Source organism: Streptomyces sp. NPDC034670 (genome assembly GCF_055574875.1).
In genome coordinates this window covers 1-21,381 of the sequence record NZ_JBVITR010000069.1, presented here as the reverse complement: position 1 = coordinate 21,381, position 21,381 = coordinate 1, and the positions used below count along the sequence as shown (strand labels likewise).

At 68.5% G+C, this 21,381-nt stretch carries 17 protein-coding genes and 2 pseudogenes; 9 read left to right on the top strand and 10 right to left on the bottom strand.

Annotated elements, in window-relative coordinates; all coding sequences use genetic code 11:
• Positions 1 to 210: 210 nt before the first annotated feature.
• The 3 genes from ACZ56B_RS30035 to ACZ56B_RS30025 all read right to left on the bottom strand — a co-directional run bounded on the left by ACZ56B_RS30035 (position 211) and on the right by ACZ56B_RS30025 (position 6,281).
• Positions 211 to 4,485 carry a LamG-like jellyroll fold domain-containing protein gene (locus ACZ56B_RS30035; protein WP_468797331.1) on the bottom strand — a complete coding sequence of 1,425 codons (4,275 nt, stop codon included), beginning with the start codon at positions 4,483 to 4,485 and terminating at the stop codon, positions 211 to 213.
• A 538-nt stretch (positions 4,486 to 5,023) separates the two neighbouring features.
• Entirely contained in the window at positions 5,024 to 5,545 is a 522-nt protein-coding gene (locus ACZ56B_RS30030) for a hypothetical protein (RefSeq protein ID WP_468797329.1), read from the bottom strand.
• Between the two features lie 202 nt (positions 5,546 to 5,747).
• On the bottom strand, positions 5,748 to 6,281 hold the full coding sequence (locus ACZ56B_RS30025) for an ATP-binding protein (RefSeq protein ID WP_468797327.1): 534 nt from the start codon (positions 6,279 to 6,281) through the stop codon (positions 5,748 to 5,750).
• Positions 6,282 to 6,490: 209 nt separating this feature from the next.
• On the opposite strand from ACZ56B_RS30025, the gene ACZ56B_RS30020 reads away from it, so the two are divergent.
• Both ACZ56B_RS30020 and ACZ56B_RS30015 read left to right on the top strand, forming a co-directional pair.
• On the top strand, positions 6,491 to 6,727 hold the full coding sequence (locus ACZ56B_RS30020; RefSeq protein ID WP_468797326.1) for a DUF397 domain-containing protein: 237 nt from the start codon (positions 6,491 to 6,493) through the stop codon (positions 6,725 to 6,727).
• An 88-nt stretch (positions 6,728 to 6,815) separates the two neighbouring features.
• On the top strand, positions 6,816 to 7,709 hold the full coding sequence (locus ACZ56B_RS30015) for a helix-turn-helix domain-containing protein (RefSeq protein WP_468797325.1): 894 nt from the start codon (positions 6,816 to 6,818) through the stop codon (positions 7,707 to 7,709).
• Here the strand turns inward: ACZ56B_RS30015 and ACZ56B_RS30010 are convergent.
• The 6 genes from ACZ56B_RS30010 to ACZ56B_RS29985 all read right to left on the bottom strand — a co-directional run bounded on the left by ACZ56B_RS30010 (position 7,700) and on the right by ACZ56B_RS29985 (position 13,442).
• A complete protein-coding gene (locus ACZ56B_RS30010; RefSeq protein WP_468797337.1) occupies positions 7,700 to 8,500 on the bottom strand; it encodes an SAM-dependent methyltransferase in 801 nt (266 codons plus the stop codon). The genes ACZ56B_RS30015 and ACZ56B_RS30010 overlap by 10 nt on opposite strands.
• A gap of 201 nt (positions 8,501 to 8,701) precedes the next feature.
• Positions 8,702 to 9,109: a hypothetical protein gene (locus ACZ56B_RS30005; RefSeq protein WP_468797324.1), complete on the bottom strand. Its 408-nt coding sequence runs from the start codon at positions 9,107 to 9,109 to the stop codon at positions 8,702 to 8,704.
• A gap of 61 nt (positions 9,110 to 9,170) precedes the next feature.
• The gene (locus tag ACZ56B_RS30000; RefSeq protein ID WP_468797323.1) at positions 9,171 to 10,082 is read right to left on the bottom strand and encodes a helix-turn-helix domain-containing protein; all 912 of its coding nucleotides are present in this window, start codon (positions 10,080 to 10,082) and stop codon (positions 9,171 to 9,173) included.
• Positions 10,083 to 10,411: 329 nt separating this feature from the next.
• Complete coding sequence (locus ACZ56B_RS29995) at positions 10,412 to 10,546, bottom strand: hypothetical protein (protein WP_468797322.1); 135 nt, start codon at positions 10,544 to 10,546, stop codon at positions 10,412 to 10,414.
• A gap of 657 nt (positions 10,547 to 11,203) precedes the next feature.
• Complete coding sequence (locus ACZ56B_RS29990) at positions 11,204 to 12,406, bottom strand: IS110 family RNA-guided transposase (protein WP_468797321.1); 1,203 nt, start codon at positions 12,404 to 12,406, stop codon at positions 11,204 to 11,206.
• A 218-nt stretch (positions 12,407 to 12,624) separates the two neighbouring features.
• A protein-coding gene (locus ACZ56B_RS29985; protein WP_468797319.1) for an IS5 family transposase occupies positions 12,625 to 13,442 on the bottom strand; the annotation gives its coding sequence in 2 pieces (ribosomal slippage) (positions 12,625 to 13,094 and positions 13,094 to 13,442; 819 coding nt in all).
• An 85-nt stretch (positions 13,443 to 13,527) separates the two neighbouring features.
• On the opposite strand from ACZ56B_RS29985, the pseudogene ACZ56B_RS29980 reads away from it, so the two are divergent.
• A pseudogene (locus ACZ56B_RS29980) lies at positions 13,528 to 14,327 on the top strand (IS5 family transposase).
• 32 nt (positions 14,328 to 14,359) lie between these two features.
• Here ACZ56B_RS29980 and ACZ56B_RS29975 read toward each other — a convergent pair.
• A complete protein-coding gene (locus ACZ56B_RS29975) occupies positions 14,360 to 14,767 on the bottom strand; it encodes a hypothetical protein (protein ID WP_468797317.1) in 408 nt (135 codons plus the stop codon).
• Between the two features lie 547 nt (positions 14,768 to 15,314).
• Here ACZ56B_RS29975 and ACZ56B_RS29970 point away from each other — a divergent pair.
• From ACZ56B_RS29970 to ACZ56B_RS29945, 6 genes and pseudogenes are all read left to right on the top strand, one after another.
• Complete coding sequence (locus tag ACZ56B_RS29970; RefSeq protein WP_468797315.1) at positions 15,315 to 17,162, top strand: ABC transporter ATP-binding protein; 1,848 nt, start codon at positions 15,315 to 15,317, stop codon at positions 17,160 to 17,162.
• Between the two features lie 71 nt (positions 17,163 to 17,233).
• The gene (locus ACZ56B_RS29965; RefSeq protein ID WP_468797313.1) at positions 17,234 to 18,697 is read left to right on the top strand and encodes an NUDIX domain-containing protein; all 1,464 of its coding nucleotides are present in this window, start codon (positions 17,234 to 17,236) and stop codon (positions 18,695 to 18,697) included.
• Entirely contained in the window at positions 18,694 to 18,993 is a 300-nt protein-coding gene (locus ACZ56B_RS29960; RefSeq protein ID WP_468797311.1) for a hypothetical protein, read from the top strand. Before ACZ56B_RS29965 ends, ACZ56B_RS29960 begins: the two co-directional genes overlap by 4 nt.
• Entirely contained in the window at positions 18,990 to 20,399 is a 1,410-nt protein-coding gene (locus ACZ56B_RS29955; protein WP_468797309.1) for a phosphotransferase, read from the top strand. The genes ACZ56B_RS29960 and ACZ56B_RS29955 overlap by 4 nt, the downstream gene beginning before the upstream one ends.
• Positions 20,396 to 21,211, top strand: coding sequence for a GNAT family N-acetyltransferase (locus ACZ56B_RS29950; RefSeq protein WP_468797307.1), 816 nt, complete (start codon positions 20,396 to 20,398; stop codon positions 21,209 to 21,211). The genes ACZ56B_RS29955 and ACZ56B_RS29950 overlap by 4 nt, the downstream gene beginning before the upstream one ends.
• Before the next feature lie 47 nt (positions 21,212 to 21,258).
• A pseudogene (locus ACZ56B_RS29945) lies at positions 21,259 to 21,381 on the top strand (IS6 family transposase); the annotation flags it as partial.

Sequence of the window (21,381 nt, the reverse complement as noted above, 5' to 3'; positions counted from 1 at the left end):
ACCACAAGCCGGTCCGCGCGCCGCAGAGCCGGCCGGAGCAGAAGTTGAATGCCATATCGCGTAGGTCTTGCGGCGCCCGGGCCTTCCGGGCGCCGCTTGTGTCTCAGCAGTCGCCCGGAAGGCCGGTGGCCGTGTCAGGCCGCCAAAGCCGGTCGATCTGTCTGCGCGGTGACTTCGGCACTTCGTGGCGTGCCGTCCCGCCGTCAGAGGTCAGCCGATGCCGGGCACCTCGGTCGGTACGTCGAACCAGCTGGCGGCCAGCTTCCCGACCTGCTCGTCGCTCAGCGTGCCCTGGAAGGCCCACACGTCGTCGACCAGGCCGGGGAAGTACTCGCCCCAGGCTCCGTCGGTCTTGGCACGGCCGACCTGGAAGGACGTGGCCGCCTTGAAGGCGAGCGTGTTCTCGGACCAGGAGGCCCTGCCCTCGCAGTCCTCGCCGGCGTCCTCGCTGTCGCAGAAAATCTCCTGGAGCGTTCCGTTGACGTACAGGCGGACCTGCTTGGCGAAGCCGTCGTAGACCACGGCCAGGTGGTTCCAGGTCCGCGCATCGTGGAACTCGCTGTTGGACACGCGTACGACCGTCGCGTCCGCGCCGTCCTTGTCCGCTACCGCCAGCTCCCAGCGGCCTAGGCCTTCCGGGTTCGCGGTGTCCGGTACGAAGCGGACGGTGAAGGCGTTCTGGGCGGAGCCCTCGGCGCTGACCAGCGCGACGCCGTTCTGCGGCAGTGCGGCGGCCTGTGCCCAGGCGGTGACGGTGTAGCTGGCACTGGTGTCGACCGGTACGGACGTCGTGGCCGCGTAGCCGCCGACACCGTCCAGTTCCAGGCCGCCGAAGTCGATGAAGGAGAAGTCCGACTTCTTCGCACCGCCGTGCAGGGTGAGCGCGCCGCCCGCGGGCACCGCGTTCGGGGTGGTCAGCGGTCCGCTCCCGGTGGTCTCCTCGAACATCCACCGGCTCTTGACCAGCGGACGCTGCTGGAAGATCTGGCGGGCCTCGTCGTCGGCGACCGGCCGGTCGAAGAGCCGGACGTCGTCGATGCTCCCGGGAAAGTGGTCGACGTATTTGCCCGTCCAGATGGCGCGGCCGAACTGCAGGGGCCCCTGGGCCTCCCAGGTCCTGGGCGCCGCGGCGCTGCCCTGCGGTTGTCCGTTGACGTACAGGCGGATCTGCTGGGCGTCGGCGTCGTGGACGGCCATCAGGTGGGTCCACTCGCCGGGCCGCGCGGGCTGGGTGGCCCGCACCACCTGGTCGCGGATGTTGCCCGCCTCGATGTCCTCCAGTGAGGTGCGCAGGGACCAGGTATTCACCCCCGCCTCGTAGGAGAGGTAGAACGGGCTGTAGTAGGTGCCGCTCTGGCTGAGCACGGTGCGGTTGCCGCTGGTGGCTTCCTCGGGGAGTTTCGCCCAGGTGGAAACGGCGTAGGAGCGGGCCGTGTTGAGCACCGGCAGGTTCGTGGCCGCGTAGCCGCTGCTTCCGTCCAGCTTCAGGGCGTTGCCCGCGACCCCGCTCTCGCCCAGGGTGGCGCCGCCGTGCAGGGTCAGCGGTTGCCCGGCGGCCGTTCCGGTCGCCTCCCGGGCGGCCTCCTCCTCGTCCAGGGGGAAGACGGACCGGGCCGGCCGGCCGGTCGTGAGCTCCTGGTCCTGGTGCAGCCGCCCGGCTTCGGCCGTGCTGACCGCCCGGTCGAAGATCTGCAGGTCGTCGACGGTGCCGGGGAAGAAGGCCATCCGGGTCCCGTTGTAGGTGCCGGCGCCCAGCTGAAGCCCGCGGCGGGCCTCCCAGGCGGTGGTGTACGCGGTGGCGCCGACCTGCTTGCCGTTCACGTGGAGCCGCAGTTGTCTGGCCTTGCCGTCATAGACGCCCACCAGGTGGGTCCACTCACCGGCCCTGGCGTCTCCGGGCGCGGCGGCCATGGCCCGGGCGATGGGAGCGCCGGCCGTGTCGGAGGTGTACTGGTTGAACACCCAGCGGTCGTAGCCCTGGGAGTAGTACAGCTCGAAGCCCGGAGAGTGGTTGCCCGGCTGGGCGGCGATGATCGCCGCTGTCGTCGGCATCCGGTCCAGCCGTACCCAGGCCGCGACGGAGAAGCTGTCCGAGGTGTCCACCACGGTGAGGTCGGAGGCGGCGTATCCGGAGGTGCCGTCGAAGCGCAGAGCGGTGCCCTTCTTGCCTTCGGCACCCAGAGCGGCGCCGCCGTGCAGCCGCACGGTCCGCGGTGTGGTGGTAGAGGTGGCGGCGGTGGCACCGGCGGCCTCGTCCAGTTGCCACATGGCCCGCTCCGGCTGCCCGGCCTTGACCCGGAACTGGTAGGTCCGCACCTCGGATCCGTTGCCTGCCTGGTCGAACGCCTGGGCGGTGACGAAGTTCAGGCCCGGCGTGGCCGGCAGCATGCGGATGCTTCTCGCGGCGCCCCCGGATGTCGTGATCGCGTTCTTCGAGGCGGGGTCGCTGTTGATGCCGTACCGGTAGGTGGTCACGTCGCTGTTGGCGGCCTTGAGTTCGAAGCTGCCGTACTGGCCGACTCCGTCGTACCAGGGGTCGTCCGGGTTCTCCGGGTTGGAGGCCGGGTACTGGCCCGAGGCGATCGACGGCGCCTTGGGGACGCTGGTGTCGTAGGAGAAGTAGCAGGAGGCCGGATCGCCCGCGTACGACCACGGCGAGTACTGGGCCCCGTCGTAGCTGCGCACGTGCCAGTGGATCTGCTTGTTCTGCGGCACGCTGGTCGGCAGGCCGATCGAGAAGCTGGAGCCGGACTTCTTGTACGAGGTCAGGGCCGGCTTCCAGCGTGCGATCAGGCCCTTGCCGTCGCCGGCGTCCCACGTCGCCTCGAACTGCACCGCGACGTTGTCGCCGTCCGGGTCGGTGATGTTGTTGGCGTAGATCTTGCCCAGGGTGCGCACCCGCGCCGCATCGGCCGGCTTCTTGCAGGTGCCGCCGTACTCCATCGCCAGCTGTGACATCTTGACTTGCGGCGGCGGCCGGTTGTACTGCACCCGCAGGTACGCCTTGTCCGAGAACCGCTTCCAGCCGTACCCGTCCGACTCGCTGGCCGCCCGCAGCCCGAACGTCATTGTCGCGTTTTTGCTGTTGGCGGCCGCCTGCACCGCCGACTTCACGTTGAACTCCGCGTCCTTGGCCGCGCAGCCGGAGTAGCCGTAGGCGAACGACTGCGACGCCAGTTCCTTGATCCAGAAACCGGTGGCGTTCTGGGAGTTCCACGTCGTCGACGAGGAGATGTCCTTGGTCTGCCACAGCTCCACCGACCGTGCCGAGCAGGACGCCGACCAGGTGTTGCGGACCACGAACTGCGCCGACAGGATCGACTTGCCCGCGAACGTCGAGGTCGGGATCCGGTAGAACAGCCGCTTGGTGTCGTGCGGTTTGCAGTACGACCAGTTGCAGTAGCCCAGACCGGCGTCCGACTCCCCGTTGAACTTCCACTGCGGGGAGGACGCCCAGTACTTCGACGCCATCGTCCACGCCGCCGCCTTCGGGGTGTACCACTGCGGGTCGATGTAGACGGGGTAGGTGGTGTCGGCGCCCTTGAGCACACCGGCGTCCGGGGTCAGCACCAGCTCGTCCTGCCCCGCACTCACCTCCACGCCCACCGGCGCGAGCTTGCCCGACTCCCCCGCGCCCGGCTCCCTGCCCTCATCATCCTGCACCGTCTGCGGCGCGGCCTGCGCGCCGGGTGCGGCAGCGCGTGACGCCTCGGGGCCGGCGGGCTGCTCACCCGTGCTGGAGTCCCACATCATCGGCTCCGGCGCCTCGAAGACCGCACCGGCGGCACCCTTGTCGAGAGCCTCCAGCCCGCCCTCGTCGGTCTTGCGCACCTCCAGCCCCGACGCCGAGAGCCTCAGCCGCAGTTCGGCCAGTTCCTCGCTCGCCGCGGCCTCGACCGTCTTCACCACCAGCAGCTGGGTGAAGCCGTCCTCCCGTGCGGTCATCCGCAGGTCCACATCCGGCAGCACCGACGGATAGGTCGCCGCCGCTCCCTCCAGCCGTGGCTTCGGCAGCCTGCCCGGCCACGCCAGGCTCAGCTCGCGCCCGGCACGCCGCATCCGCACCAACGGCGCCGTCGTGCCGCCGCCGGAGAACTCCACGTCCACCGTCACGGCCCGGGGCGCGACCATTCCCTCACCGGTCGCCGCCAGGCTGGTGTCCACGCGCTCCCAGCCGCCCCGGCCGCGGGCCCACACCGGGCGCAGGTACTCCCGCGCCTCCAGATGGCCCTGCGGCATGGCGAACACCTCACGGCTCTCCCCCCGCTGGGCGGAGACCTCCACCGGCTCACCGGTGCGCCTGGCCTCGGCCAGCGCATCCGCCTCCGACACACCACCCGCGGCCGCGGGGGCTTCGGCACTGCGCGATGCGGCCGGCACGGCGGCCACGGCCTCCTCTCCCAGGGCCGGGACCGCTCCCACCGCCAATGTCACACCCAGTAGTGCCCCGACGGCCCTACCCTCGCCCCGCAACCGGGCCCACATCCCCGTCACACCCCGCCCACAGCTCTCTCACAGTTACTTCCCGCAACTAAGGCCCACGGGCAAGCGGAAGGTCAACGGCCAGAAAACGGGCATCACCTGACCAAGATCAGGAAGCGGGTGTGACGATCAATACGTTTACCCGCAGTGATCAAGATCAGATAACCTTTTCAAGCCCCGCTCGCGGGAGCCTCCGTCGTCACGCCCCCACAGGAACACCCGCCCCGAGCACGCCCCACGATCACAGTCCGTAACCACGGCCTCGCGGCGGCACCGGACACCAGCCGCCCCGGCCGACGCCGACCCGCCACCCGAAGGGGCCTCTAGGGTCGTGCCTCTGCAGCGGTGCAGCCGACCATCCAGCGGTGCCGGGCGGAAGCGCACCCATGTCCGGACGAAGCCTGTCCACGCTCTCGTCGGAGAGGCAGCGACACGGCAAGCCGCTCCCCTCCCCGGACAGGTTCGGCCCCGTTCCAGCCCTGGGAAGGCACCGGTCAGGCAGCAGTGGGCCAGCCGCGCAGCAGGGCGGCATTCCTTCTGATCAGTCGTCGTCGAGCGGGGAGGAGTCGCGGGTCCATACCAGGTCGAGAACGTAGCGTTCGGTGTGCGGGCTGTCTCGCCGATTGTCCGGCAGGCGGGTGTCTTGCCCGGAGGCGGCCAGCTCGCGCAGAACCGTGTCGTGGTAATCGCGAACGGCTTGGCGGCCGGTCCACCAGGCATGGCCTTCGTACACGCCGGGACGGGGCAGGCACATGTCGCCGGCGGGGCCGTAGGTGAACTGATTGATCACCAGTATGCCGGTTTCGGATTCGAGGGTAATGCTGGTGCGACCTTCGACATCGGTCGGCACGGAGGGTGGGATGTCCCAGATGCGGATCTCGATCCGGGCAGGGATGTCAGGTTGCAGGCTGTGCAGGTACAGGTGGTAGCCGTTGCCGACTACCACCTGTTGCCGTGCGGCGTCCATGGCGGCTGCGTCGTCGAGGTAGGCGTCGGCGTCGTAGATTTCGATGAAACGGCGGCCTGGAACGGCGTCAACGCTGTACTCGGTCAGGAGCCCCATGAACGGTCCTTTCTCTCAGCGGGTGATCTTCACGTAGAACGGTTCGCCGTCAAGCATCCGGTTGAGGGTATACATCGAGTTGAGGCGTCGTCCGCCTTCTCCGTTGTCGTTGCTCTCGATCAGGCGGACGGAGGGGACTGCTGCGTGATCGGGTGACAGTCGGAGCTGACGCACAACCAGGCAACCGCAGCCTCCGAGCAGGTCACCACGTCGTCGGCACCCTCGCCCAGACGGTTTTGGTGCCGCTCGGGGAGCGCGACCACCCCCAATGCGAACTGAGGTAGTCCACCAGATACAGCCCTCTGCCGTGGCTGTTCATCAGGTCAGGTTCCCGCAGCGACGGCGGCGTGGGGCAGCAGTCGGTCACAGCGCAGACAACCGCCTCGTCCCTGCGCACCAGGCCAAGCCATGCGCGGCTTGGCAGACCGGACCGCACATCTGCGCGCAGCGCGTGCTGAATGGCGTTGGCAGCAAGCTCCCAGGCCACGGCCACAATCCTCTCCTCGCTGGTGGCCACACCCCACTGGTCCATCACCGCTCGGGCGAACCCCCGCACGCGCACACCGGAACCTTCCTCAGCCCGCAGGCTCTTCGCGGCGAAGCCTGCGGCGCTCACCCCCAGGGCAAGACCCCAGTCCGGGGGATTTGAGAGTGCGAGGTTACCGATTTCGAGTGGGACCAATCCGGCCAGGTCGGCGAGTTTCCCTCCGCCTGGCTCGTAGCTGTCAGTAATCACACCTGGTGTCCGTACCATCCGCCCCCCAGAGAGATGATCGATTCTCCCGAGCCACTGTTGGGCCGCGTAGCTAGTATCCAGGCCAACTTCCCGCTCGTGCAATTGCATCGAGAAATTGCATGATGAAAGGAGGAGCGGCGGGAGTTGAACGGAGCGTGACGATCGCGAGGCGTTGCGCGTGAGACATAAGGGCGAAGGGGTACAGGATAATGGGTGCGTACCGCAATGGAATCCCCGCCGATTCACTCGAAGGTGTCACTTGGGTGAAGAGTCGGCACAGTGATCATCAGGGCAACTGTGTAGAACTGGCGGCGCTTTCGGACGGCGCCGTCGCCCTGCGGAACTCGCGCGATCCTCAAGGGCCGGCGTTGATCTATACGCGCGGGGAGATCGCCGCGTTTATTTCCGGAGCCAGAGATGGCGAGTTCACCTCGTTCACCATCTGACGATTATCGGGACATAACGCCTTCTTCGCGTTGCAGGGGCTCTTGCATGGGACAATTCAGCTCCACATGTCCTTTTGCAGGAGTCCCCATGTCCGAATTCCAGAGCCCTGGTCTTCCGTCCCTTGACCGGATGCTCTCCGACCCCGGTTCGAGTCCCACGGTGCTGCGCATCGCGACGGCCGCCAGGCTGCGAAAGCTACGCGAGGCGGCCGGCTTGTCCCCTGCGGAGGCGGCTCGGCACATCCACTGCACCGAGTCCAAGATCAGCCGGCTCGAGTGCGCGAAGGTCCCTCTGAAGGAACGCGACGTCCTGGACCTGCTCGAGTTGTACGGCGCGGACCCTACGGAGAGAGCCGCAGCCGCGGAGCTGGTGGAGCTGTCGAACAGGTCTGGCTGGTGGGAGAGGTACAGCAGCGTGGTCCCAGACTGGTTCGACAAGCTGATCGGCCTGCAGGAAGGCGCGTCGGTCATCTGGACCTACGAGCTGCAACTGGTCCCGGGGCTGCTGCAGACCGCCGAGTACGCGTTTGCCGTCACGAAGAAGGGTTTCCCGCTGCATGACCGCGTCGACATCGAAGCACGCGTCGACCTGCGGATCGAAAGGCAGGAGATCCTTAGTCGGGATAACGGCCCACGCCTGTGGGCTCTGATCGACAGCAGGATCCTGGATCGCCAGTTCGGCTCTGCGCAGGTCATGCACCGGCAGATCATGCACCTGATCGACCTGATGGACCATCCACGGATCACGCTGCAGATCGTGCCCGAGGACTTCATCACCGTCGGCACGCCGGTCACGCTGATCCGTTTCCCGCTTGATCTGCCCGATATCGTCTACCTGGAGAACTCCCTGGGCGCAAGCTACCTGGACCGCCCCAAGGAGACGGAACACTTCCGTGCTCTGCTGGACCCACTGGCGACGACGGCGTACGGCCCCGAGCAGACCCGCAGCATGCTCACCGCCGCTGCGGAGCGCTACCGCTGAATCCGGCCGACGCCGCCGTACTCAACCACGCCCGTCGGCGAAGCGACAACGCGTTCGGCTCGTGCCCACGCCGACACGTCCCCCAGGCCTGGCTCCTCCAGCTTGAGGTCGCCGAAGAAGTCATCGACCGCAGCACGGGTGCGCACCTGACCCCAGGTGCCCGCTGTTGAACGGTGCATGACCTGCCCGACTCGGTCGCGGATGCCGGGGTCCTCGCTCACCCACTGGCTGAGCACGAGGAAGCTTCCCGCTGGGAGCGCCTTCAGCAGGTTGCGCAGCGCAGCAGCCGGTCGCTCGTCATCGGCGATGCAATGAAGGACCGAGGTCATCATGACCGCGACGGGTTGTCCGAAGTCGATGAGGTCGGCTACCTGCGTTCGGGTGAACAGGTCGGCTCCTTCGAGCAGATCACCCTGCACGACCGCGGTGCGGACCCCTTCATCCAGCAGAGCCCTGCCATGGGCGACGACCATGGGATCCTTATCGATGTAGACGACGCGACTTGAGCGAGCTACCTGATGGATGTTCACCCACGCGGGCAAGCCGCAGCCGAAATCAACGAACTGCCGAACCTTGTGACGTGAGGAAAGGTAGTCCACCGCTGCGAGGGAGAAAGCCCTCTGTGCCTCGACCACGGCCACGGCATTGGGCATCACCTCGACAAGCGCCTCGCACGCGGCCCGGTCGGCCGGATAGCTGTCCTTGCCGCGCATGAGAAAGTCGTACATCCGGGCCACACTCGCCACCGTGACATCGACAGTCCTGGCCAGCGGTCTCGGCCCGAGTCCCATTGCGCACTCACCCACGTATTCCCCGTTGCCGGCCCCGTCATCAGCGAGCATCCCACGCCGGTCACCAGGATTGCAGCAAGACTGCGACACCGTTCACACGAAGTTGGTGCGGCTGCTGGCATCCTGTGGCAAGTGCATATGACAGACGGAACTGGTGTGCGCCGGGGCCGGTTTCGCAAGCCCCGGCGCACGCCGGGTTCCTCACTCGGGGTTGAGCAACGCCGAAATCCCCTTCTTGAGTGACACCGTCACCTCAGGCACCTCCAGCCCCATCAGGTCGGCTGTCTCCGCCGGACTCAACGACAGCCTGTAGCGCAGCAGTACGACGTCCGCCTCCTGCCCGGGCAGCGCCTGGTGCACCGTGTCGCGTCCTCGCCCGTTACAGGCGCGGCGGGTTTCCCGGGCCGCCGCCGCGACCCGGCAGACGAGCATCTCCCACGCCTCGAAGGCCGGACGATCACTGCTAATGATCTGCGGCCACTGCATCACCAGCATCTGAAGAACCGACTCCACCACCGCCCGGGCCCGACCCGGCTCCAGAGACCTGGCCCGGGCGTACTGGATGTACCGGTTTTCGTTGCGCAGGCAGAAGGCCTTGTACCCCAGCAACAGCGGGCCCTCCGCTCCCCGGGCAAGGCCACGCCCCCGGTGTGCCGGACGGGTCACCACCTCACCGTCCCTCGGCCTGCTGCGGACCCTCGTCCTGCGGCGACAGGCCCGTCTCCGTCACCTTCGGCGTGGGGTCGCACGCTCCGAGCAGCAGACTGTAGGCCGCTTCCCACTGCGGGCGGATGTCGGCCGGGTGTCCACCGACCGCCGTGACGAAGCGGCCCGTGTCCTCCCAGGTGGGTACCTCGGTTCCCTCGAGGAGCTCCTCCACCGCGACCTCGTCGAGTGCTCCATTGCTCTGTTCGCACACCGTCTTCACGCTGGGACAGCCAGCCGCCAGATACAGCCCTCGCAACACGCCGTTGAGACGCGTCGCCGCGTCGATGAAGTCCTGCGGGGCCGGAGGAACGCCCTGTGCTATCTCCCACAGCACGCGCAGCTCCAGGGGGTCGCCGCCGAACGTCTCCACCAACTGCCGGACCACCGGCCAACTGGGCGTGCGGTCCACGGACAAGATCCGCGACACGTAGGACGGCGACAGCTCAGTGCTCGCGGCGACCTCCCGGATCATCAGCCCCGAGTCCTGGTGCAACTGCGACAGCGCAGCCGCCAGCTGCCGGGAGGCCCGGCCCACGGCCTCCCGGCTCTCCTTTGCAGGGGCACCCGGTACCGCGGCAGGGGCTTGGCGGGCCACCGTCCGCTCCACCGACCGCCTCTGCATGCGGCGCATCACCTGCATCTCACCCCAGCGGGCCCTCGCCGTCGCCGCGCTCAGCGAGGCGGCCTTCGCCACCTCCTCCCAGCTCACGCCGCTCTGCCGCGCGTCACGCACCGCGGCGCTGACGTAGTAATCCGTCTCCTTGGCCAACGCACGAGCCCTGCCCAGCAACTCTGCGAGGTCAGCGCTCCCGTACTCCGCCTCCAGCAGGTCGAACGCGAGACTGTACAGCTCCTCAGCGATCAGACGCCCCACAGGCAGCGCACTCTGCGGCGGCCGCCGCCGCTGCCCATCACGTTGCCGCTGCGCACGACGCCGGCAGGCAACACTGCAGTAGTCCTTGCGCCGCCCCCGCCCCCCGTTCTGCGGAAACTGCCCCGCACACTCACGACACAATCCGAACTCACCACTTGTTTCATTCACTTCGTCTCACCCCCGCCTAGCGCGGTCTTTTCTTCCGCACCGCAGCGCCCGCTTCCCCTCGCACGAAGAGCAATTGGGCGCTCCGGCCTCTACGATCCGCCCAGCACCCCTCGGGCCTGCCGGCCCACCGCCAAAGGGCGGGTCGGCAGGCCACAGTGGCGTCAGGAGTGGCGAAGACGCTGGTAGCGGACGAAGGAACGGCGCGCGGCACGGACGGCGATCCACACGATGGCGGCGCTCGCCAGCGCCTCCCAGGCCCCGGTGATCAGGATCAGCGGCAGGATCACGAGACTCACGAACAGTCCGGCGTGGAGAGTGACATCCCAGACACTTACGCATCGGGTTTCGCCGACGACGCGGGGAGGAATGTTAGCGTCGTGGTGAGCTGCAGGACGGAGACGTCCCGCAGCAATGATTCGGTCGAGCAAGGTTAGGTCCTCAGCTTTCATGTCGAGGGCGTGCTTGATCCAGTCACACGAGGGGGCCCTTCGTTGGTTGGACGCCCGCCTGGGGCCCCACTCGCGTTACGGAACGCTACCCCGCTATCGCTCCTGGTCGCCATTTGGTTCGCTTCATTGCGCAAACACCACACAGTGCGCGAAGACAAATTCCGAACCCGCGCCCGCTCGCGCCATGGACGCCGTCCTGAGAAGCGGTCAAATTCGATCAGGTGCTTTCACCTTCGGTATTCAATTCGACCGCCTCGGTCTTCGCGCAATTGCACGAGGCGGCCCGGTGAACTGGGGCTATGTGATGTAGATCTCGCAACTTTGCCGCGCGAAGTCACTCGAGCGGCGACAACCTGATCTTTCTCCCCTTCAGAGCCCACCAGGACCCTCCTTGTGTGCGCCTGCAAACCCTCCGTTGGTTGATGGTTCATCCTTGCCGGCTGAGGGCGTGTGAGGCTGCTGGGATCACAGGGGTCAGTCGGCCGGGTGCCTCTATGTCTTTCGTCAAGCGAGGCGCGGGGTTCTGGGCTCGTAGAAGGTGCCGTCGCGGAGCATCGCGAACAGCACGCTGATGCGGTGGCGGGCCAGGCGAAGCAGGGCCTGGGTGTGGGTCTTGCCGCGGGCCCGGCAGCGGTCGTAGGAGGCGCGGGAGGCGGGACCGTGCAGGGCGGCGAACGCGGACAGGAACATCGCCCGTTTGAGTTGCCGGTTGCCGCCTCTGGGCGCGTGCTCGCCGTGGAGCGAGGTGCCCGAAGACTTCGTCGTCGGGGCGAGGCCGGCGTAGAAGGCGAGGTGGGCGGTGGTGGGGAAGCTGGTGCCGTCGCCGACGGTGACCAGCAGGACGGCGGCGGTCCTGACGCCGACGCCGGGCAGCGACGTCAGAACCTTGGAAAGAGGGTGAGCCTCCAGCAGGGTGTCGATCTGGGCTTCCATGGTCCGGCGCTGGGTGTGGACGGCGGCCAGGGACGCGGCCAGGGACGGGATCACGATGTCGAGGGTGCCGGTGCCGGGAACGACGACGGTCTGTTCGTCGAGCGCGTCGAAGACCTCGTCGATCAGCCGCTGGGCCATGCGCGGGGCTTTGGGCCGGATCACCTCGACAAGCCTGCGACGACCGGCCTTTCGCAGGGCGGCCGGGGAGCCGTAGCGCTCCAGCAGCCAGGTCACGGCCTGGTGGTCCAAACGCGGACCGAGGACGCGCTCCAGGCTGGGGTGGAACTGGGTGAGCAGGCCGCGTATCCGGTTGGAGGTGCGGGTGGCCTCGGCCGCCAGGTCCTGGTCGAAGCCGACCAGCACGGTCAGCTCGGCGGTGATCTCGTCGGTCAGCTCCAGCGAGCGCAGGGTGTGCGGCATGGTGCGGGCGGCGTCCGCGATCACCGCGGCGTCCTTCGCGTCGGTCTTCGCCTCGCCCGGATAGAGATCGGCGATCCGCCGCATGGACAGGCCGGGCAGGTAGGCGACCTGGCAGCCGGCGCCCCGGGCGACCGTCAGCGGGAGGGCGCCGATCGAGGCGGGCTGGTCCACGATCACCAGCACGGTGCCGACCTTGGCGGCCAGCTTGTCGAAGACGGCCCGCAGCCTGGGCTCGCTGTTGGGCAGCTGTTTGTCGAAGACCTTCTTGCCGGCCGGGGTCGGTCCGTGGCCGTGGTGGGCACTCTTGCCAACGTCCAGACCGAGGAAGACGCCCACGTTGTCGATGTCGTCCAACCCATCCTCCCGAACGGGGTTCGTGCGGTGCTGGCCGGGGTTTCGGCGTCGTATGCGCGCATCCACGTTATGCAGACCTGCCGCCCGCGAGCGGCCGGGCATTGCGCTCGGCCGGGCGGCGGTCGGACCTCTCATCAGCGTCTCCGACGGCGCCTCTCGGACCCGGTGACACCACCCCCCGGGTCATCCGTTCCAATGCCGTTGCTTTAGACCGTGTCCTACGTGGTGAGGCGGATGAGTCGCTTGTAGCAGCACAGGGCGGCGGCGAGGCCGAGAAAGGCCAGGTAGTTGCGAGGATCGCGTTCGTAACGAGGGCTCAAGCGGCGGTAGCCGGACAGCCACGACATGGTGCGCTCGATCACCCAGCGGTGCCGCCCCAATCGCTCGCTGGACTCGATTCCCTTGCGGGCGATGCGCACGCCGATCCGCTTCCCTCGCAGCCATCTGCGCAGGTCAGCCCGGTCGTAGGCTTTGTCGGCGTGCAGGCGCTGGGGCTTGAAGTACCGGCCGGGGTGGAGGTCGTGTCTCGTTTGGTGACCCTCCACCATCGGCTTCAGACCTTCGCTGTCGTGGGCGTTGCCGGCCGAGACGCCGACGAGGAGGGGCAGTCCGTTCGTGTCCGACAGGATGTGCATCTTGGAACCCGGCTTGCCCCGGTCCACGGGGCTCGGACCTGTGTGTTCGCCCCTTTTTTCGCCCTCACGTGGGCGGTGTCGAGGACGACGCGGGTGACGTCGAGGAGGCCGGCGTCGTCGAGCCGATGCAGCACGGCCTCGTGCAGCCGCCCCCAGAGGCCGGCTCTCGACCAGATGAGGAACCGCCGATGGGCGATCGACTTCGATATCCCGAAGCAGGGCGGCAACGCACGCCAGGCGCAGCCGGACACCAGGACGTAGATGATCGCGGCGAACAGCGTCTCATCAGGCGTGTCTTGCGTTCCGCCGCCCTGCGGCCGCACCTTCGACGGCGGGATCAGCGGCTTCGCGATCTCCCACAACCCGTCCGGAACAATCCAACTCCACGTACCCCGCCCCATGAACGGACCAACGACGCCTCACCACGTAGGACACGGTCTAACAGGTCATCTCATTTGGTGTGGTCGGTAGTCCGCGGGTGTGACGATCGTGGAGCGACTGGTGCCGGATGAGCTGTGGGAGCTGTTCCAGCGGGTGGTACCGCCCGCCCCGACCCGGCCCCAGGGCGGTGGCCGCCGGCGGCACGGCGACCGCGAGGTCCTGGACGCGATCATCTTCGTGGCCACCTCCGGCTGCACCTGGCAGCAATTGCCGGCGGCGTCCTTCGGCCCGTCCGGGGCCACGGCCCACCGGCGGTTCGCCGAGTGGACCCGGGCCCGGGTGCGGACCAAACTCCACCGCTTGGTCCTGGAGGGACTCGGCGCCCGCGGCAAGCTGGACTGAATCCGCTGCGCGATCGACTCGGTGAACATGCGGGCGACCGAAAGGGGGAGCTGACCGGCCCGAATCCTGTCGATCGGGGCAAGTACGGTTCGAAGATCCATCTGATCACCGACCGGTCCGGTCTGCCCCTGTCGGTCGGGATCTCTGGGGCCGACACCCACGACAGCCAGGCCCTCGCCCCGCTGGTGAAGGGCATTCCGCCGATCCGCTCCCGCCGTGGCCGACGGCACCGCAGGCCCGCCAGGCTGCACGGCGACAAGGGCTACGACTACGATCACCTGCGGCGATGGCTCCGAAGCCGCGGCATCACCCCTCGCATCGCCCGCAAGGGCGTCGACTCCTCCGAGCGGCTGGTCCTGCACCGCTGGAGAATCGAGCGGACCTTCGCCTGGCTCGCCAGCTGCCGCCGACTCCACCGACGCTACGAACGCACAGTCAGCTACTTCCTCGCCTTCGCCGGCATCGCCTGCACCCTCATCCGCTACCGCCGACTCGCCGAATGAGATGATCTGTAACTCGTCAAGCCGTCCGTCTCTCAAGTGTTTTCAGCATCGAGAGCGTCCAGAGTGTCTCCGATCCGGATGAGGTCTTCCGCAGAGAGCTTGGGTGGAGTCCAGTGGTGTGCGCGTGCGTGGTCGATGAGGGTCTCGTCCAGCGGGACGTGGTAGCGCTCGACGTAGTGAGCGAGGTCTGAGTACCAGAACCACTCGCCGTCAGTGTGCAGCTCCAGCGCGCCGATGAGTTCGTTGCTCAGCGCGTCATGGACTGGTGATCCGGTGACGGCAAGGGCAGATCCTGAACGGAGATAATACACCAACTTCTCCTCGTCTGCGACGGCGTGGTCGCGGACCGAGTCGCGAAGTGCAGGGCCGTCAGGGCGGCCATGTGCCAGTTCCTGAAACTCACCAAGGAACCGGTCGCAGGGAAGAGACTGATTGGCCATGCGCGGAAGCCTATTCATGCCGTGCAGCCTGGTCACGCCGCCTCTAGAGCTTTGGCGGGAGTGGAAGGAAACGCGGTCTGTTCATCGAACAGCTCGTGCTGCTGGAGACAGGGGTAGAGCTGTCCGAGCCGATCGGGCAGAAGTTCCCCAGGGCGGTCTTGCCGCCGAGCGGACATCAGCGTTTCGGCCAACCCGGCTCCGTGCCGTCTTCTTGCACGGCAAGGGCCGGTGCACTGCACACCTTCAACGAACCGCTCAATCCCCGGCCACACAAACCGACCGAAAGACACGTGTTCGAAACACGGGCGGTGTCGTTGAACCCGGCGACACCGCCTCGAGTTTCCAGGAAGAGGGGGGCACGTTGACATCAGCCGGACCACGCAGCGACGAAAACTCAAAGGGCCAGAAGACAGCGGCCACAGACACAATCTCTGATGCGGAACGCGAGCTGTACGGCGGGCGGCTCCGCTACGACCAGTCCTACGTACGTCACGAAGGCCCGCTGACCCGGCTCGGGTTCGGGCACATGGCGGCCGCACTGCCGCGTATGGCAGGCCTGGTGCTGCGCACCGGCTGGCAGACGGACCGCCGAGCCCTCACCGGAGTCGTAGCGACCCAGCTCGGGCAGGGCGTAACGGCCGGGTGGGGACTGGTGGCAGTCAACAGCATCCTCACCGAGCTGTTCGCCGACGGCCCGACCGCGGACAAACTCCGCGACGCCCTGCCGTCACTGTCCGTGCTGGCCGCCTCGGCGGTGGCGACGGCCTTGCTGTCGGCGTGGTCGACGGCCATGTCCGGCCGGCTGGAGCCACAGGTGGAGCGAGCGGTCTCTGCCCGGTACTACGCGGCTGTCACCCACGTCGAGGTGGAGGCCACCGAACGACCCGAGATCCAGCGAGTTCTGGAGGCGGGAAAGTTCGGCACCGACTCCGCCCGCAGCATGCTCCGCCTGTCAGTCGGCGTGGGAAACGTGCTCATCGGCATGATGGCGGCCGCCGTCGTGCTGGCTTCGCTGCACTGGGCGCTGCTGCCGATGCTGCTGGCCATCGCCCTGCCCAAGGGGTGGGGAGCGGTCCGCTCCGCGCGCCGCGACTACCTCTCCCGCCTGAACTGGGTCGACCACCGGCGGGCGACCGCTTCCCTGCTGGCCTACCTGACCCGCCCGCATGCCGCCGGGGAAATCCGCGTGCACGCGGCCGGCAGCAAGCTGCTGTCCAGCTACGAGGAGATGTCGAAGCAGACGGAGGCGGAGCAGCGGCGCCTCGCCCGGGCGCAGGCCTCGACGGATCTGGTCGCGGGCGGCTTCGCCGGTCTGGCGTCACTAGCCTGCTATGGGGTGCTGTGGTGGCTGCTGGCCAGTGGTGGGCTGCCGCTGGCCGTCGGCGGGACCGCGGTGATCGCCATCCGCACCTCGACGGCGCGGCTCACCTCCCTGGTGCAGCAGGTCAACCGGCTGTATGAGGGGCTGCTGTACCTCACCGACACCGAGAACGCCATCGAGGTCGCCGGCGCGCACGCGATCCCCCGCACCGGTACGCCGCTGCCCTCACCTGTGCGGGAGGTGCGGGTGGAGGAGGTGTCGTTCACTTATCCCGGTGCTGGTTCCCCGTCCTTGCGGGGGGTGAGCGTACGGGTCCGCCGGGGTGAGGTGACGGCGCTGGTCGGTGTGAACGGCTCGGGGAAGACCACCTTGACCAAGATCCTCGCCGGACTGCTGCTGCCCACCGAGGGAAACGTGTGGTGGGAAGGCGAGTCGGGCGAGCGGGTCGAACTACGCGAGGCGGACCGCACCCAGGTGTTCGCCGCGGTCGGGGTGCTGGCGCAGGACTTCCCGCGCTGGGAGATGACCGCCGCGGCGAACGTGGCCATCGGCGCCGGCGACCGCCCCCGGGACATGGGCGGTGTCCGCCATGCGGCCCAGGCCGCGGACGTGCTCGAGTTGATCGAGAGCCTGCCGCACGGCTGGGACTCGATCGTGTTCAAAGGCTACGAGCGCGGCGTCCAGCTCTCCGGCGGACAGTGGCAGAAGCTGGGTTCCGCCCGCGCCCGGTACCGGGGCGCACCGGTTCTCCTGGTCGACGAGCCGACCTCGGCACTCGATCCGCACGCGGAGATCACCGCCTTCCAGGGACTGTGGTCGCTGGCACGGGAGGGACATGCGGTCGTCCTCGTCACCCACCGGCTCGCCGCCACCATGAACGCCGACCACATCTACGTCCTCGACCAAGGGCGCGTCGTCGAGGACGGCACCCATGACGAGCTCATGGTCCACGAGGGCGGCCTGTACCGGGGCATGTTCACCGCCCAGGCCGCCCAGTACGGGCTCGCACCGACGGCCGACACGTTTCCCGGTCCACGCAGCACACCGCCGTCCGACCACGAGACAGCGCACTGACACATCCAATACGACCTCCACAAACCCCGCCCCTGGAGTACAGCCCTCCCCCTGAAGGCGAGACGAGGCTCATGTCACCCAGCCACTCCTCCATCCGCAAGACCGTCGATGCGTACCTCAACCGCCACCCTGACGAGCGCCACGCTCTGGCCGGGCTGCTCGCCGCCCTGGGCCGCCCCGGCGATGCAACCGTCCGGACGACGCTTCCCGGGCACGTCACCTGCAGTGCCGTCGTCATCGACCGCGAACGCCGGGTCCTGCACATCCGGCACCGGGCCACCGGCCTCATGCTCGTCCCGGGCGGCCATGTCGAACCCGAGGACCGCACCCTGCTCGCCGCGGCGCTGCGCGAAGTGTCGGAGGAGGCCGGGATCTCGCCGGGGAAGCTGTGCCTGGCCCCGCAGGCTCTCGGTACTCCGATCGACATCGACGTCCACGGCATCGACGCCAACCCCTCCAAGGGCGAGCCGGCGCACCAGCACTACGACTTCCGCTACGTGTTCTACCTCGCCGACGAGCAGCCGCCGGCGATGACCTTGCAGGAGCAGGAGGTGTCCGCCGCCCAGTGGCTCCCACTGCCGGAGGTCACGTCACCGACACTGCGCGCGAAACTCCTTGATGCGCAGCTCGACGGCCGGCCAGAGCCGGTGAACGCGTCCGCGCTGATCCATGACGGGACGGGCCGCTACCTGCTTCACCTGCGTGACCACACGCCCGGCATCTGGCAGCCAGGGGCCTTCGCCCTCCTCGGCGGCGGCCGCAAGCAGGACGACCAGAACATCGAGGACACGCTGCTCCGTGAGCTGTCCGAGGAAGTCCCCGGGCTCCGCCTGGGGGGACTGGAGCCATACGTCACGGAGGAGGACACCAGCGTCGACGGGCTGTGCGTGCCTGTCCAGGTCTTCTCCGGTTGCTGGCGCGGGAACCCTGACCGTCTCCGACTACGAGAGGGGGTACTACTGCGCTGGTTCACCCCCGACCAGCTGGACCGGCTGCGCCTGAGCCCTGGACTCGGTGACCTGATCCGCCGGCACGCGGCCGAGCACGCCCCACAAGCGCAGCCGGCCAAGGCGCCGCCGGCGTGGGACGAGGGCAGGCGGACCGTGCTGAACGGCATCGGCGTCCACCTCCACCTGGAGGACGACCAGGGCCGAGTGCTCCTCGGGCTGCGCCACCCCGGCTCCCGGTACGCGGGCGATACCTGGCACTACCTGGCCGGGCGCTGCGAGCAGGAGTCCGCCGTGGCGTGCCTGGTACGGGAGGCCTGGGAGGAGGCGGGGCTGGTCATCGACCCTGCGGACGTGGTGCTGGTGCACGTCGTGCACATTGCGGACACGCCGGGCGGGCAGCCGCTGCTGCAGTTGATCTTCCGGGCCCGCCGCTGGAAGGGCGCCCCCGAGGTACGCGAGCCCGACAAGTGCCTCGCCTGGCAGTGGTGGCCGCCGCACGAGCTTCCCAAACGGATCGTCCCCTACGCCAGGGCAGCCATCGCCAGCATCACCGAAGGCCGCACCTACTCGGAGATGGGCTGGTGAACGACGTGAGCCTGCATGCCGGACTGCCCCACTCCTTTGAGGGCGACCGTGCCGACTCGGTGTTCAGCGACATGGCCGAGCACCCCTTCCCCATCGCCCGCGCCCGGGCCCCTGAGAGCACCTTCGGTGATCTGCGCACCATCAGCTTCGCCCGCCCCGCCCTCTGCACCGACCGTCACCAGGAATCCGAGGCCGAGGCGCTCCGGCTGCTCCAGACGCACACCCGCGGCGGAGCCCCGAACGAGGACGCGGTCTTCACCGTGCTGCTCGCACACCGCCCCGGCGGTGACGCATGACCGGCAACCAGCGGCACACCGAACCGCTCGACGTCCACCTGATCGCACTGCGCGACGGCACGACGGGGCCCGAGGTACTGCTCTCCCGGAGGGCCGGTGACGTCTACGCGGCAGGCTGCTGGCACCTTCCCTCCGGACATCTGGACGGCCCGTGGGAGGACATGGTCAAGGCGCTGGTGCGCGAGACGCAGGAGGAGACCAGCATGGTGGTCGACCCGGCCGATGTCCGCGCGGCCGTCACCGTGCACCACCGCTCCCCCGCCGGCAAAGCACGCGTCGGAGTCTTCTTCGAGGTCCGGCGCTGGCACGGCACCCCGCAGGTCATGGAACCCCAGGTGTGCGACGCCATGGGCTGGTTCACGCTCGACGAGCTACCGCAGTCGATGGTCGCGTACTGCCGGGCCGGACTGGACGCCTACCGGGCCGGAGCGCGGATGGCCGTGCATTTCCAGCAGCCCGGCGACCCGATCGCCTACGCCCCGGCCGCCGACCGGCTGGTCCTGGTCCCCGAATCCGGCAGCCGCAGCGCCGTTCCGGGAGCCGCGGTGCGCGCCTTCGCTGAGCAGGCGGTAGGCCGGATCACCGGCTGGACGGACGTCTCATGGACACGCGCAGAAAGCCGCGTATGGCGGGCACACAGCGCCGAGGGCGGCACCTGGTACGTCAAGATCCACCAGAACGACCGCTTCCACCAGCGTGAAGTCCGGGCACTCCGTAGCTGGGTCCCCCGCCTCGGCGCGGCCGCGCCCCGGCTGGTGGCCGCTGACAAGTCTCTGCGGACCGTGGTGCTCACCGCGGTAGGAGGCCGGACCCTGCATGGTGCCGTCCACCCGCCCGAGCAGCAGCGCCGGATCTTCCACCGCATCGGGCAGCTCGCGGTGGCCATCCACAGCAGCACCCCGCCCCGGCCGACCGATGGCACGCTGCCCTTGGGGAAGCTGGAGCGGCACCTGGACGGAGCCCGGCCCCACCTCGCACCCGGCGATGAGAAGTTCGTCCGCGCCACGGCAGAGAGAGCCTCCGCCCTGCCCACCCTGGAGGCGGTGCCCACGCACGGTGACTTCCAACCGCGCAACCTGCGCTGGGACGAAGCCGCCGACGCCCTGTACGTGATCGATTTCGAGCGATCGGAAGAAGGCCCGGCAGTACGGGACTTCGTACGGCTGTCCGATGCCTGGCACGGCCGCCCCGACCTCCTGAGGGCCGTGATGGACGGTTACGGCCGCCCCTTCACCGCAGCGGAAGAAGCCCAGCTCACGATCTTGTCCGTCCTGGATGCCGTCTCCGGCATCTCCTACGGCACCGCCCACGGTGATCCCGAACTGGTCGAGCGCGGCCGGCGGACCCTGGCCTGGCTGCGCGCTGAACACAGCAGTCTGCATTCAGCGACAGGAGAAGCCCCGTGAGCCCCGACACCGCACCCGCCGCCCCAGCCGAACCGCAGGACACCACTGGGCGACCGCCGGTCCGCGCGGCCACGCCCGCTGACGTCGAGGGCATCATCCGGATGCGCTCCGAGCACGTCCTGTCCGTGCCCTTGAATGAGGAGTGGATCCGGCGGTGCACGGACGAGCTGGCACCGCGGCTGACTCCGGCGGGAGACGCACGGGCCTTCGTCATCGACGCACCGGACGGCTCGATGGCTGCCTGCGCCCTTGGCCTGATCCATCCCGTGCTCCCGGCACCGGCCTACCCGCGGGGACTGGCCGCACGTGTGCACGTGGTCGCCACGCACCCGGACCTCCGGCGTCGCGGTTACGCCCGGGCCGTGCTCTCCGCGCTGCTCGACTACCTCGCCGACGTGGAGCGGGTCACGCTGTTCGAGCTGCATGCCAGCGTGGAGGCAGCCCCGCTCTACCGTGAGCTGGGCTTTGCGGGCAGTCCGGCCCTGATGCGGATGACGCGTCTGGAAGAACCCGCTGCTGTGAGCACACCGGCGAGCAGCTCGACCTGGATGCCGGCCGAGCAGTACGCCGAGACGGTGCCGAAGGCCACCTGTTTCGCGTGCCTGTACTTCACTGACGAGGACGACCGGCCGCTCCAGCTGCACTCCGTTTACTCCCCCGCTCATCCCTGGCAACTGGTGGGCGGAACGATGGATGCAGGTGAGCGGCCCTGGGAGACGGCCGTGCGCGAGTGCCGGGAAGAGACCGGCCTGACCCCGTCCGGGCCGCCCCGGCTCCTGGCGGCCGTATACGGGCACTGTCACGTTGACTGACCAGGTGGGATGATCTTCTGGTTGGTCATGCCGGGGAGGGATCGTCCATGGACAGCGCGCCACCGTCGTACAAGAGGCATCGGTACCCGGTGGAGATCATCTCCCACTGTGTGTGGCTCTACCACCGCTTCCCGCTGTCGTTCCGGGAGGTCGAGGAGCTGCTGCTCGAG

Bases quoted from the DNA above. Each gene is read 5' to 3' on its own strand.
- ACZ56B_RS29955 (WP_468797309.1), top strand. From the start codon at position 18,990: ATGACCGGCAACCAGCGGCACACCGAACCGCTCGACGTCCACCTGATC.
- ACZ56B_RS30035 (WP_468797331.1), bottom strand. From the start codon at position 4,485: ATGTGGGCCCGGTTGCGGGGCGAGGGTAGGGCCGTCGGGGCACTACTG.
- ACZ56B_RS30010 (WP_468797337.1), bottom strand. From the start codon at position 8,500: ATGGGACTCGGGCCGAGACCGCTGGCCAGGACTGTCGATGTCACGGTG.
- ACZ56B_RS29970 (WP_468797315.1), top strand. From the start codon at position 15,315: ATGGCAGGCCTGGTGCTGCGCACCGGCTGGCAGACGGACCGCCGAGCC.
- ACZ56B_RS29965 (WP_468797313.1), top strand. From the start codon at position 17,234: ATGTCACCCAGCCACTCCTCCATCCGCAAGACCGTCGATGCGTACCTC.
- ACZ56B_RS30030 (WP_468797329.1), bottom strand. From the start codon at position 5,545: ATGGGGCTCCTGACCGAGTACAGCGTTGACGCCGTTCCAGGCCGCCGT.
- ACZ56B_RS30020 (WP_468797326.1), top strand. From the start codon at position 6,491: ATGGGTGCGTACCGCAATGGAATCCCCGCCGATTCACTCGAAGGTGTC.
- ACZ56B_RS30015 (WP_468797325.1), top strand. From the start codon at position 6,816: ATGTCCGAATTCCAGAGCCCTGGTCTTCCGTCCCTTGACCGGATGCTC.
- ACZ56B_RS29975 (WP_468797317.1), bottom strand. From the start codon at position 14,767: ATGGCCAATCAGTCTCTTCCCTGCGACCGGTTCCTTGGTGAGTTTCAG.